This is a genomic window from Serratia sp. LACPHL-BACT-2024-00286 (assembly GCF_043109535.1).
GTDB classification, from domain to species: domain Bacteria; phylum Pseudomonadota; class Gammaproteobacteria; order Enterobacterales; family Enterobacteriaceae; genus Serratia; species Serratia sarumanii.
In genome coordinates, this window is the sequence record NZ_JBICNA010000001.1 from 63,163 (window position 1) to 76,321 (window position 13,159).

13 protein-coding genes are annotated in these 13,159 nt (G+C 60.9%); 9 read left to right on the top strand and 4 right to left on the bottom strand.

Annotated elements, in window-relative coordinates; translation table 11 throughout:
* Window positions 1-9 precede the first annotated feature (9 nt).
* The 9 genes from ACF8MC_RS00340 to ACF8MC_RS00380 all read left to right on the top strand — a co-directional run bounded on the left by ACF8MC_RS00340 (window position 10) and on the right by ACF8MC_RS00380 (window position 7,886).
* Complete coding sequence (locus tag ACF8MC_RS00340; protein WP_033647884.1) at window positions 10-555, top strand: fimbrial protein; 546 nt, start codon at window positions 10-12, stop codon at window positions 553-555.
* A 61-nt stretch (window positions 556-616) separates the two neighbouring features.
* A complete protein-coding gene (locus tag ACF8MC_RS00345; protein WP_164104872.1) occupies window positions 617-3,142 on the top strand; it encodes an outer membrane usher protein in 2,526 nt (841 codons plus the stop codon).
* Between the two features lie 33 nt (window positions 3,143-3,175).
* Window positions 3,176-3,934: a fimbria/pilus periplasmic chaperone gene (locus ACF8MC_RS00350; RefSeq protein ID WP_033635126.1), complete on the top strand. Its 759-nt coding sequence runs from the start codon at window positions 3,176-3,178 to the stop codon at window positions 3,932-3,934.
* A 48-nt stretch (window positions 3,935-3,982) separates the two neighbouring features.
* The gene (locus tag ACF8MC_RS00355; protein WP_194243208.1) at window positions 3,983-4,612 is read left to right on the top strand and encodes a fimbrial protein; all 630 of its coding nucleotides are present in this window, start codon (window positions 3,983-3,985) and stop codon (window positions 4,610-4,612) included.
* A gap of 18 nt (window positions 4,613-4,630) precedes the next feature.
* Window positions 4,631-5,116 (top strand): fimbrial protein, encoded by a 486-nt coding sequence (locus ACF8MC_RS00360; protein ID WP_223479916.1) that lies wholly within the window; start codon window positions 4,631-4,633, stop codon window positions 5,114-5,116.
* A 15-nt stretch (window positions 5,117-5,131) separates the two neighbouring features.
* Window positions 5,132-5,623, top strand: a complete 492-nt coding sequence (locus ACF8MC_RS00365) for a fimbrial protein (protein WP_050438937.1) — start codon at window positions 5,132-5,134, stop codon at window positions 5,621-5,623.
* 14 nt (window positions 5,624-5,637) lie between these two features.
* Window positions 5,638-6,180 carry a fimbrial protein gene (locus ACF8MC_RS00370; protein ID WP_371317395.1) on the top strand — a complete coding sequence of 181 codons (543 nt, stop codon included), beginning with the start codon at window positions 5,638-5,640 and terminating at the stop codon, window positions 6,178-6,180.
* 73 nt (window positions 6,181-6,253) lie between these two features.
* Window positions 6,254-7,075: an adhesin gene (locus ACF8MC_RS00375; protein WP_223181969.1), complete on the top strand. Its 822-nt coding sequence runs from the start codon at window positions 6,254-6,256 to the stop codon at window positions 7,073-7,075.
* A 109-nt stretch (window positions 7,076-7,184) separates the two neighbouring features.
* Complete coding sequence (locus ACF8MC_RS00380) at window positions 7,185-7,886, top strand: LuxR C-terminal-related transcriptional regulator (protein WP_164025309.1); 702 nt, start codon at window positions 7,185-7,187, stop codon at window positions 7,884-7,886.
* Here the strand turns inward: ACF8MC_RS00380 and ACF8MC_RS00385 are convergent.
* The 4 genes from ACF8MC_RS00385 to pqqU form a co-directional block, all read right to left on the bottom strand.
* A complete protein-coding gene (locus tag ACF8MC_RS00385; RefSeq protein WP_033635123.1) occupies window positions 7,851-8,030 on the bottom strand; it encodes a hypothetical protein in 180 nt (59 codons plus the stop codon). The genes ACF8MC_RS00380 and ACF8MC_RS00385 overlap by 36 nt on opposite strands.
* Window positions 8,027-8,212, bottom strand: a complete 186-nt coding sequence (locus ACF8MC_RS00390; protein WP_164104871.1) for a hypothetical protein — start codon at window positions 8,210-8,212, stop codon at window positions 8,027-8,029. Before ACF8MC_RS00390 ends, ACF8MC_RS00385 begins: the two co-directional genes overlap by 4 nt.
* 227 nt (window positions 8,213-8,439) lie before the next feature.
* Entirely contained in the window at window positions 8,440-10,812 is a 2,373-nt protein-coding gene (locus ACF8MC_RS00395) for a glucose/quinate/shikimate family membrane-bound PQQ-dependent dehydrogenase (protein WP_049211400.1), read from the bottom strand.
* A gap of 147 nt (window positions 10,813-10,959) precedes the next feature.
* A complete protein-coding gene (pqqU, locus tag ACF8MC_RS00400; protein WP_172448274.1) occupies window positions 10,960-13,092 on the bottom strand; it encodes a TonB-dependent receptor PqqU in 2,133 nt (710 codons plus the stop codon).
* Between the last annotated feature and the right edge of the window lie 67 nt (window positions 13,093-13,159).

A 13,159-nucleotide genomic window follows, 5' to 3' on the forward strand; every position in this document is an offset into this window, starting at 1 on the left:
GGGTATTCAATGAACCGGTTTATTTATCATTTAGTGTCTCCTTGCATATTGATGACCATGCTAGTTATTCCGGCCACTCAGGCTGCTCCCAAGGTTCAGGGATGGGGGCGAGTGAATATGCAAGGAGCCATTATCGATACCGCTTGCGCCATTGCCGCCGGCAGTCGCGATCAGACTATCGATATGGATGTGTTGCCGCTGGGAAATATTGCGCGCGATGGACAGGGCAATACGCGCCCATTCACCATCGAATTAATCAACTGCACGTTTGAACGGCCAAAGCCCAATTTGCCGAACTGGAAGCAATTCCAGGTTGTTTTTGACGGCGATGCCGATGGCGAGTTATTCGGCGTGCGCGGAGATGCGAAGGGTGTGGCGCTGCAAATATCCGATGGCCAAGGGAATATCGCGGCGCCCGGTGTGCCTTTGCCACGTGGCGATATTTCACCAGGAAGCATGTCGCTCAACTATTCCATCAAGCTGGTTGCCAATAAGCAACCGCTGCATGCCGGAAGCTATTTTTCTGCGGTGCGCTTCAAGCTGGATTATTACTGAAGTTTTTATTACGGCTTACGGTGGGCCGCAACGACGGAAATATACGATAAAGGTTAGGGATATGATGTTATCACCTGCTGGGAAGCTATTTCGATTTCAGGTTTTGGGGTTATGTATCACGCTGGCACTGGGAAGTTCATCAACGCGTGTTTACGCTGAAGACGGTATTCAATTTAATACCGACATTCTGGATGTTAACGATCGGAAAAATATCGACCTAAGCCAATTTTCCCGCAGCGGCTACATTATGCCGGGGAGTTACAGCATGGTGGTTCATATCAATAAAAACGAACTGCCGGAGCAAAAAATATCGTTTTATCCGTCGGACAGCGATCCGGACGGCAGCCGGGCCTGCATCACCAAAGCGTTGGTCGAACAATTGGGGCTGAAGCAAGAGATGATGCGATCGCTCAGCTGGTGGCATCAGGGTGAGTGTCTGGACGAATCCAGCCTGAAAGGCATGGCGTCGCGCGGCGATCTTGCGACGGCTGCGCTCTATCTGAGCGTGCCGCAGGCTTATATGGAGTACAGCTCGGAAGACTGGGATCCGCCGTCGCGCTGGGATGAGGGCATTCCGGGGTTGTTGTTCGACTATAACCTCAATGCTCAAAGCCGGCATCAGCAAAAGGAGGGCACTCGCGAGTATAGCGTCAGCGGCAACGGTACCGCCGGCGCCAATCTCGGCGCCTGGCGTCTGCGCGCCGACTGGCAGGGGCAGCTTAACCATCAAACCGGTGTCGGGCAGCCTACCGATAAGAAGTTGGAGTGGAGCCGCTATTACGCCTACCGCGCCATCCCCGCGCTGCGTTCGCGCCTGACGCTGGGTGAAGACTATTTGGATTCGGGCATTTTCGAGAGCTTCCGTTTTTCAGGCGCGAGTCTGGTCTCCGACGACAATATGCTGCCGCCCAACCTGCGCGGCTATGCGCCAGAGGTGGTCGGCGTGGCCAAAACCAACGCCAAGGTGACCATCAGTCAGCAGGGGCGGGTCATTTATGAAACCCAGGTGGCGGCGGGGCCGTTCCGTATTCAGGACATCAATGACGCCATCTCCGGCGAGTTGGATGTGCGGGTGGAAGAACAGGACGGCAGCGTACAGGCGTTCAAGATGAACACCGCCAGCATTCCGTATCTGACCCGCCCGGGCTCGTGGCGTTTCAAACTGGCGGCGGGCAAGCCGTCCGACTGGCAACACCACGCTCGCGGGCCGCTGTTTGGCACCGGCGAATTCTCATGGGGCATCAGCAACGGCTGGTCGTTGTATGGCGGCGCGTTGGCGGGCGGCGATTATAACGCCCTTTCGCTGGGCGTGGGGCGCGATCTGATGATGTTCGGCGCGCTGTCGTTCGACGCCACCCAATCGCGGGCGCGCCTGCCGCAGCAGGAAAAAACGCTGAGCGGCGGTTCTTACCGGGTGAGCTATTCGAAAACCTTCGATGAGTTGGACAGCCAGGTCACCTTCGCCGGCTACCGTTTCTCGCAAGAAGACTACATGAGCATGAGCGAATACCTCGACGCGCGTTATTACGGTAATCGGGTCGGCAACAACAAGGAGATGTACACCATCACCTTTAACAAGCAGTTCCGCGACTGGGGGTTGAGCACCTACCTCAACTACAACCATCAGACTTATTGGGATCGCCCGGCCAATGACCGTTACAGCCTGACGGCGTCGCGCTATTTCGACATCGGCGACTTCAAAAACCTGAGCCTGTCGTTGTCGGCTTATCGCAACCGTTACAACGAGACCAACGACGACGGCATGTATCTGTCGCTGTCAATGCCGTGGGGCAATGGTGCCACTCTCAGCTACAACACCACGGTGAATCGCAACGACAACACTCATCGCGTGGGGTACTACAACCGCGTCGACGAACACAACAACTATCAGGTGAGCGCCGGCAGCGCGCGGAGCGGCGCCAATTTGAACGGCTACTACAACCACGAGGGCGACGTGGCGCGTCTGAGCGCCAACGCCAGCTATCAGGCCGGGCGCTACAGCGCCGTTGGCCTGTCCGCGCAGGGAGGGATGACCGTCACGCAGGAAGGCGGCGCGCTGCATCGCTCTACCGTTATGGGCGGTACGCGCCTGTTGCTGGACACCAACGGCGTAGCCGGGGTACCGGTGCGCGGCTACGGCAGCACCGTGAGCACCAACCGCTTCGGCAAGGCGGTGGTGGCGGACGTCAACAGCTATTACCGCAACAAGGCCAGTATCGATCTGAACAAGCTGGGAGACAACGCCGAGGCCACCCGATCGGTGGTGCAGGCCACCCTGACGGAAGGGGCGATTGGCTACCGCAAGTTCGATGTGATCGCCGGTGAGAAGGCAATGGCGATCGTCAAACTGGCGGACGGCAGTACGCCGCCGTTCGGCGCTACGGTGTTGAACGCCCGCAAACAGGAAACCGGCATCGTCAACGACGGCGGCAGCGTCTACCTAAGCGGCATCAACGCCGGTGAAACCATGACGGTCCACTGGAATGGCGCCGCACAGTGCCAAATACAGCTGCCGTCTTCGCTGCCGGCCGACATGCTGATGCGCACATTGTTGCTGCCTTGCCGGCCGCTCGCCCCGGCTGAATAAATTCATCATTCTGAATCTGGAGTAATCGACAACATGCAGAACATTTCCCTGAAGACCGCGGCGGCGATCGCCCTGTTGAGCACAGCGATGTCGCAGCAGGCATCGGCGGCGATCGCGCTCGATCGCACCCGGGTGATCTTTGACGGCGGCCAGAGCTCGGTCAGCCTGAACCTCAGCAACCAGAACAAACAGCTGCCGTATCTGGCGCAGGGTTGGCTGGAGGACGAGCAGGGCAACAAGATTCAGAGCCCGCTGGTGGTGCTGCCGCCGGTGCAGCGCATCGAGCCGGGCAAACCGAGCCAGATAAAGATTCAGGCGCTGCCGGCGGCCAAACAGCTGCCGCAGGATCGCGAGAGCCTGTACTACTTCAATTTGCGCGAGATCCCGCCGAAGAGCGACAAACCGAACACGCTGCAGATCGCGCTGCAAACGCGCATCAAGCTGTTTTACCGGCCGACGGCGATCGTGCCGAGCCGCGCCGACATGGCGACGCCGTGGCAAGAGCAACTGACACTGACGCGGCAGGGAGACGGCTATCAGGTCAATAACCCGACCCCTTATTACATCACCATTGTCGATGCCGGGAGCAAAAAGCACGGCGAAGGCGCGCAGGGTTTCGAGCCCTTCATGATCGCGCCCAAGAGCAATGCGCGGCTGACCGTGAGCGCGGCGGCCCTGGGCGGCAGCCCGGTGCTGACCTATATCAACGACTACGGCGGCCGGCCGCAGCTCAGTTTCAGCTGCAGCGGCGGCAGTTGCAAAGTGGTGCCGGAAAAGAAACCGGCTTCATAACCCTCTGTTCAGGCCGTTATCGACGGGAGAGTGACTCAGGTGCAAAGGATGAAACGAAAACTGAAAAAGGACAGCCTGCCGCAGCGCTGCGAATGGCGCTATTACGCCGCGATGGGCGGCCTGGCGCTGATGTTGCCGCTGCTATTGCCGAAAGCCGTCGCGGCCGACAACTGGCAGGTGGAAGGCGCCAACGGCGTGTTGCAGGTACGCGGCGCGCTGACGGAGAGTGCCTGTCGGTTGGAGATGACCAGCGCGCGGCAGGATATTTGGCTGGGGGAAACCGGCACCGCACGCTTGCGGCAGGCCGGCGATCGCGGGCTGCCGGTGGCGTTCGAGCTGCGTCTGCAAGATTGTCTGCGCGCCTCGACCAGCCAGCGCGATGCGCGCACCGGCGCACTGACCTGGGCGCCGAACCAACCGGCGGTGACGGTCAGCTTCGGCGCGCCGGCGGATATGGACAACCCACAGTTGGTGAAAGCGCAGGGCGTGTCTGGTCTGGGGCTGCGCCTGCTGGACGGCCGCGGCCGCGACGTTCGCTTGGGCAGCCGCGGTGAGCCGCTGATGCTGACGCCGGGGCAGAATACCTTGAGCTACACCGTCGCGCCGGAGCGAACCGCGGCGCCGTTGATGGCCGGCGCTTATCGGGCGGCGGTGGATTTTAGGCTGAGTTATGACTGAGGCGGTGAGATGGCGCAGATGATGAAACGAAGCCGAACGGCGCTCTGGCTGGCGGGGCTGTTGGCGCTGGTTCAACTGTCGGCTGAGGCTAACACCCTGGTGAACGTGCGGGTCACCGTGCTTTCCCCTCCCTGCGTTATCAACGGTGGGCAGCCTATCGAGGTGAATTTCGGCGATGAAGTGATGACCACCCGGATCGACGGCAGCAACTATCGGCGGCCGGTGAACTATACGCTGACGTGCAACGGGCAGAGCAGCAACGCTCTCAAACTGCAGGTTCAGGGGGCGGCGGCCGGTTTCGACGGTCAATTGTTGCGCACCAGCCAGGACGGACTGGGCATCGCGCTGCTTCACGGGGGAGGCCGCTGGCCAATCAATCAGTGGTTGAGTTTTACCTATCCCGTCACGCCGACGCTTGAGGCGGTGCCGGTGAAATCGGCCACTGCCAAACTGACGGCGGGTGAATTCACCGCCGGCGCGACGATGAAAGTGGACTATCAGTAACGCAGGAGCTAGAGCATGAAACAGCGTTTAACGGCGAGCGTGCTGCTGTGCGCCGGCGTGGTGTGCCACTTCGCCTGGGCGGAAAAAACGGTCGATATGCAGTTCCGCGGCACGCTGATCGAGCCGCCGCCCTGCACCATCAACGATGATGGCGTGATCGATGTGGATTTCGGCGATCGCGTCGGTATCAATAAGGTCGACGGCGTGAATTACCGGCAAACCATCGGCTATCGCATTACCTGCGAGCCGGGGATCGGCAAGTGGGACATGATGTTGCGCCTGAACGGCACGGCGACCTCTTTCGATGAGGCGGCGGTGCAAACCAACCACCGTTATCTGGGCATTCGCATTTACCAAAATGCCGCGCCATTCAAAGTGGGCAGTTCGCTGCCCATCGATCCGCTCAAGCCGCCGGTGCTGGAAGCGGTGCCGGTCGGCAAGGCGGGGGAAACCTTGACGGAAGGGGCGTTCGACGCCACGGCGACCCTGCAGGCTGACTACCAGTGAAGGAGGGAACACGTATGAAAATGACGCCAAGACGCCGTTGGGCGACGGCGGGGCTGTTGCTGTTTTCACTGGGCGCGAGCGGCATGGTGCGAGCGGCGGACAATCTGTATATGCACGGCGCGCTGGTGGCGGAGCCCTGTGTCATTCAGCCGGGCGACGAAGATATCCAACTGGATTTCGGCACCGTGGTCGACAAATACCTGTACCTGAATCAGCGCACGTTGAGCCAACCGTTCGAGCTGCGGCTGTCCGAATGCGATCTGAGCCTGGGAAAAACGGTGTCGATCACCTTCAAGGGCGAGGAAAACCCGCAGTTGCCGGGGTTGTTGGCGCTGGCGGCGAGCAGCGAGGCCAGCGGGATCGCCATCGGCATGGAAACCGCGCAAGGGCGGCCATTGCCGCTCAACAGCGCCGGCGGCAAATACCCGTTGCAGAACGGCAGTACGGTGATCGCCGTGCAGGCTTATGTGCGGGGCGAACCGGAGGCGCTGGCGAAGAAGACCATCGGTCGCGGCGCGTTCAACGCCATTGCGACTTTCAACCTGGACTATCAATAAACGCCGGGCCGGCCCGGTATTCGGCAAAACAGAATAAGGACCTGACGCGATGCAGCGTGCTCATTTCAGATGGATGTCTCTACTGCTTGGCCTGGCGCCGGGGCTGTGCTCGGCACAAATCTATTCGTACGTCACCCAAAGCACCGGCTCTCCCTCCAACGCTAGCTATAAGTTCGTGCTTGAAAGCTGGGATATGGACGACCTGTCGCCCAATCCCTGCTATCAGCAGGCAAATTGCGCTATCGGCATTAACCACCGGCATACCAGCACCAACACCGGGGGCACATCTTCGGTGTCACCGTCTGCCTACGTTGTCGGCTCGACGCGTTATCCGCAAATTACTCAATTGGCGACGATGGGCGAGCTCAGCCGTTTTTATCAAAGCATCTATCCGTTGCCGATACAGGGGAGCACTTCGCACGTGGGGGAGTCGATCACTCAGGAGTGCGTCGGGTTGTTTTACAACACGCGCTCCGGTTCCGCGGTAACGGGGAGCAATGCGCGCCTGATGCCCAGCAGCGTCTGCGGCATCGCGCCTCCGCCGGTCGGGGTGTGCGGCATTGATGAGCAGCAGCTCGATTTGAACCATGGCGTGCTGCAGGACACTGAACTGGCGGGTAATACCGCGCGCGGCAGTCTGCGGGTGGTGTGTTCGCAGAAGATGAATATCGTCATGTATATCCGCACCGGCAGCAGCGGCCGTTTGGATCTGGGCAACAACTCGGGCGTCTACAGCACGCTACGCATCAATGGCGTGTTGGGCAATCAGGGCTATCCGTTCACTGCCGACACGAGCGGCATCACGTTGCCGGTCACTTCAACGCTCGGCGTGACCGGAACGGTCAAAGCCGGTGATTACTCTGGGCAGTCGGTCGCCATTCTGGCGCTGCCGTAGCCGCTTGGTCGCGCTTAAGGCCGCGTATCACCGCAAGGCCGTCATCGGTCTTGTTAGCGCTGATAAGCGGAAAGGATGACGTGCATCTGGGTGCGAAAAGGGAGATTTCATGGAGAAGGTACCGATGGGAAATAGTCTGTCCCTGGCGTTCATCGATAACGACCGCTTTTTTATTGAAGGGCTGCAGCGGGTGCTGCTGCCTTATTTTGCCCGCAGGGCGATTCCGGTTCGATTGCTGGATCCCGCCGCGGCGGCGCAGGCGGATATGGTGTTCCAGTCCGTGGAAAGGGATTGGCAGGCGCGATTCTGCCTGCGTGCCGCGGAGGGCGGTAAACAGATTAATTTTTCTCTGCGTGCGCCGGATGACACCCGTTGGCGCGACAAGCCGCGCTGCATCAGCGAATCGGGTGTGATCTTTCGCAACGATACGATCGGCCTCGTGCTGAGCCGGGTGGAACAGGCGCTGGCGTTGCAGACGTCTGATAGCGAAGCGCGCCGCTGTTATTGGTGCGAGCGGCAGCGCATTACCCGCCGCGAACAGGATGTAATGCGCTATCTGGCCTGGGAAATGCCGCCGACGGCGATAGCGCGTTATTTGGCGTTGAGCGTGAAGACCGTCAGTAACCACAAACAGGCAGCGATGAGAAAACTGGGGTTCAAACGCAACGTCGATTTATACCACTGGCTGCGGCAAGGGGGCCTGAAAACCGTAGAGCGTTCGCGAGGAGAGGGGGGCGGTTCAGGTGCGCGGCTTGGCGCCGGAACCGCTGCGGCGTCAATACAGCAGCGTCATCGCGCTGAAGAACAGTAGCGTCAACACGATGATGATGACGTTTTGTGTGGCTTTGCGCACCAGTTTGCTGGCGCTCAGCCGGCTGTCGATGATGTAGAGCAGCGGCACCATCAACAGCACGTAGGCGAACATCAGCATGGCGGTAAAGGGCTGCAGGTTCATTCATGCTCCTCTTGTGCGTCATCATCGCCGACCAGGTGCACCAGCACGGCCTCCGTCTGATGGGGCAAACTAATAAAATGCGCAGTGGCGGGGGAGTTCGCCGCGAGCGTCAGAGCGGCGCGCCGCGTCTTCACCGCCGCTTGCAGAATTTTCTTTCGATGCTTCCGAGTATGGTCGACCATGCGCCTCCGAATAAAGCCGCCCGCAGGCGGCCGATCGTTGTATTGCCCATTAAGCTGGATAAGGATTTCGGGCCGCTGCCGGGGCCACGCACTCATAATATTGCGAATGATAACCATTATCAACAATGAGAGTGAAAAAATTAAGGGTATTACGAGGGGCAGTCGGCGGGGCGGGAAAAGAAAAAGCACGCCTTGCGGCGTGCTTTGCGCGGTATTAACTGCAGCGGTTACTTCTGGTCGGGCAGGGCGTAAGCGACCAGATAGTCACCCAGCTTGGTGCCGAAGGAACCGTGGCCGCCGGCGAAGATCAGCACGTACTGCTTGCCGTTGACCTCATAGGTCATCGGCGTCGCCTGGCCGCCGGCCGGCAAGCGCGCTTCCCACAGTTTTTCACCGTTGGTCACGCTGAAGGCGCGCAGGTAGTTGTCTGCGGTGGCGCCGATGAAGAACACGTTACCGGCGGTGGTCACCGGGCCGCCCAGCATCGGCATGCCCATTTTGAACGGCAGCGGCAGCGGGGAGCTGTCGCGCACGGTGCCGATGCGTTTTTTCCACACGATGTCGTTGGTTTTCAGATCCACGGCTGAAATGTAACCCCAGGCCGGCTGTTTGCACGGCAGACCGAACGGTGACAGGAACGGGTTCAGGGTCACGCCGAACGGCACGCCATACTGCGGCTGTACGCCGGATTCGGTGCCGCTGCCGCCCTTGTCGCCTTCCGGCGGCTCAATCGGGTTGCCTGGGCCGCGTGGGATCAGCTTGGACACGAACGGCAGCGCGATCGGGTTGGCGATGGCGATTTCGCGATCGGTATCGACGGCCAGGCCGCCCCACTCGAACATGCCGAGGTTACCCGGGAACACCAGGGTGCCCTGCTCGGACGGCGGGGTGAAGGTGCCTTCGTAACGCAGGCTGTGGAACATAACGCGGCAGACCAGCTGGTCATAGATGGTCGCGCCCCACATGTCCGCACCGGTCAGCTTCTTCTCAGGACGGAAGGTCAGCTCGGAGAACGGCTGGGTCGGCGACAGGCGGTCGCCTTTGGCCGGGCCCTGCGGTACCGGTTTCTCCGGCGCCGGCACCACCAACTCGCCGTTGGTGCGGTTCAGCACGAAGATGTTGCCGGTTTTGGTCGGCACGTAGATGACCGGCACTTTTTTACCGCTCTTGTCGGTAATGTCCGCCAGGGTCGGCTGCGCCGGCACGTCCATATCCCACAGGTCGTGGTGTACCGTCTGATAGAACCAGGCCAGCTTGCCGGTGGAGGCGTTCAGCGCCAACAGGCCGCTGGCGTAGCGCTCCATTTCCGGGGTGCGATCGCCGCCCCAGATGTCCGGCGTGGAAACGCCCATCGGCAGATAGACGATATCCAGCTTGGCGTCATAGGCGGCCGGCGCCCAGGAGTTCGGCGAGTTCGGCACGAAGTGATGCTCGTCCGCCGGGATGGCGTTCGGATCTTTCGCGCCCGGATCGAAGGCCCACAGCAGCTTGCCGCTGTTGACGTCGAAGCCGCGAATGACGCCGGAAGGCTCGCGGTTGGAGTAGTTGTCGGTCACGGCGCCGGCGATGACGATCACTTTATCGGTGATCACCGGCGGCGAAGTCGGCTCGTAGTGGCCCGGCGTCGCATACGGCATGTTGCTCTGCAGGTTCAGCTCGCCGTTGTTGGCGAAGTCCGGACAGGGTTTGCCGGTGTCGGCGTCCAGCGCGAACAGGCGGCCGTCGTTGACCGGCAGAATGATGCGGCGCGAGCACATCGCCGGTGCGGCATCGCCGGCGGCGCCCGCGGCTGCAGCGGTTTCGTGGTAAGACACGCCGCGGCAGGTGATGTGCTGGAAGGTCGGGTTGTACTTCAGCTGCGGATCAAATTTCCACTTTTCTTTACCGGTGGCGGCATCCAGCGCGAACAGCTTCTGGTGCGGCGTACACATGTAAAGGGTATCGCGGATCTTGATCGGCGTGACTTCGTTGGTGATCTCACCCGGATCGTTGGCGGTCTTAAGATCGCCGGTCTGGAAACGCCAAACCTCTTGCAGCTGGCCAACGTTTTTGTCGTTGATCTGGCTCAGCGGCGAGTAACGGGTGCCTTCCTGGGTGCGGCCATAGGCCGGCCAGTCGGCGCCGGTGGCGTCTTTCGGCTGCACCTGCGCGGCGTCGAGAGTGCCGTTGATCTCTTGCGGATCGTTGAATACGGCATAGGCCAGCGCGATGACGGTGATGACCAGCGCCGCGCTCAGCGCACCATAGGCGAACTTGCCGTTGGCGACCAGCTTACGGTAGATAAACGGCAGCACCAGCCACAGGCCGAAGAAGAAGGTGACGTCCAGGCGCGGCGTCAGCGCCCAGAAGTCCGGGCCGACTTCCCACAGGGCCCAAACGGTGGTGCCCAGCAGGAACACCGCGTACAGCAGCAGCGCGGTGGCGCGGCGACGGAACAGCAGCCAGGAGGTCGCCAGCAGCACCAGCCCGGCGATGATGTAATACAGCGAACCGCCCAACTTGGCCAGCCAAATGCCGCCGCCGAGCAGATAAAGCCCGCTCAAGGCGGCAAATAGCGCCGTTATGACGATAAGCGGCGATAGTGACGCTTTATTTTGCATAGCAATACCCTTACCAAAAATGAAAGTCCCCGATTTAGAGATTAAGCCAAATCGGAAAAAACACGCGGTTTCTCCCTAATATTTCAGCGGGAAGCCGCTAGGGTGACGTAAAACCCATCCCGTCTTTTAACCTTAAGGTGCTTTGCCTTATTCAAAGCGGTAAGACAAGGTGGCGCCGCCACCCCAGTTGCGACCCGGCGCCGGCTCGAAATAGCGGCCGTTGCCTTCGTTGACGATCACCGAACCGACGTAACGGCGATCGAACACATTGTCTACCCGGCTGAACACGTCCAGCGCCCAGCGGTTCCAGGTAAAGCGATAACCGGCGTTTACGCCGGCCACGGTGTAAGAGGGCGCCTGCGCGCTGTTGGCGTCGTTGGCCTGAATGTCGCTCATGTAGCGCAGCTCCGCGCCGGCGTGCCAGCCTTCCGGCGGCGCCCAGGCCAGCGAGGCGTAGCCCATATTGCGCGCGATGCCCGGCAGGCGATTGCCGGCGGGGGTACAGCCGGATTTACCGCACATATCGCTGCGGTAGGTGGCGTCCAGCAGCGTCCAGGCCATATTCAGGCGCCAGTCCAGCGCAAACTCCTGATCCAGCGCCAGTTCGAGGCCGCGCCGCCGGGTTTTGCCGGCGTTGGCATAGCTGGTGCGCCCGCCGCTGCTTTCCGCCACCACCAGTTCGTTGTCGGTCTCGGTCTGGAACAGGGCGGCGCTCACCAGGCCGTTGCCGAGGCGCAGCTTGCTGCCCAGCTCGACGGTGTCGCTGGTAGACGGCTGCAGGCCGATGTTGAGGCCCGCCTGGCCGTCGGGGCGGTATGAGAGCTCGTTGATGGTGGGGGTTTCAAAGCCGCGGCCGGCGGAGAGATAAAGGTTCCACGCCGGATTGATCTTGTAGTTGAGCGAGCCCATCGGCAGCCACTGGTGGTAGCGCTTGCTGCCGCTGTCGTCGCCGTTGCGCGGCGTGATGTAATAGTCGGTCGAGTCGAAGCTGACCGTGCTGTAGCGCAGGCCGGCATCCAGCGTCCAGTGCGGCGTCAGTTGCCAGGAGGTTTGCAGGTAAGGATCCAGGTTCCAGATGCGGTTCTTCTCGTTGCGCCGCTGGTCGCCTTTCTCGCCGTAGTCCACTGTGCCGTCTCGCAGAATAAAGTTTTCGAACCCCTGCCGGCGTTCGGTCATGGTTTCATAATCCAGACCGCCGATCAGTGTTACCGGTAACGATGCGAGAGTATCCTCATGCTTCCAGCGAGTGTCAATGCCCTGATATTTTCTTTCCAGCACGATCACCCCGCCGGCGTGGGTGGGGTTGAGCTGCGGCCCCATCGGGATTGATTGGTACTGCGTGGTGTGGCGCTCGCCGTGGTAGGCGGTCAGGGTCAGTTCGTCGCGCTCGCTCATCTGGCGTTGATAGCGCAGGCCGGCCTGGGTCTGGTCGAGCGATTTGCGGGTGTTGTATTGATCCGCGCGCGGCGCCTGGCGCGGGTTTTCCTTCCATTCCGCTTCGGTCAGGCCGCCCGGATCGCCGGCATCGATTGAGACGCTGTTGAACATCAGCGTCAGGGTGCTGACGTCGTCCAGCCGCACGCCGAGCTTGCCGTTGCCGAGGTTTTTCCGCGCGGCGCTGTGATCGCGGTAGCCCTGGGTGGTAAAGCGGGTGCCGGAGATGGCGTAGTTGACGTCGCCGGCCTGGGTGCCGTCGCCGGTGGCGCCGGTCGCTTTCACCCCGTAGCGCCAGGTGTTGTCGCTGCCGAAATAGCCGCCGGCTTCCAGCGTCGGCGGCTGGGTGCCGGTAATGGTGTCAACATTGATGACCCCGCCCGAGGCGTTGCCGTACAGCGCGGAATAGGGGCCGCGCAGCACCTCGATGCGTTCGACGGAATTGATGTCGATATTGGAGGTTTGCCCCTGGCCGTCGGGCATGGTGGCGGGAATGCCGTCGACGTACATGCGCACCCCGCGCACGCCGAACATCGAGCGGCTACCGAACCCGCGTATCGACAGCTGCAGATCCTGCGCATAGTTTTGCCGGTTTTGGATCTGCAGGCCCGGCACGCTGCCGAGGTTTTCCGACAGGTTAATCTGCGGCGCGGCGTTGCGCAGGTCTTCGCCGTCGATCACGCTGACGGAGACCGGCGACCCCAGCTCCGTCAATCCGGTGGGTTGCGCCATCACCACCAGGGTGTCGCTGTCTTTTTGCTCCGCCGCCAGGGCCGAACCGATACAGATCGGCTGCAGCAATAACAGGGTTGCCGGGGTCAAGACGGGACGTTTTTTATTCATCAGATAATTCTGCCAATAATGCTGAAAGAGTTGCCCGCAAGGGGGCGAAAATAGTCATTTTGACTCCCTG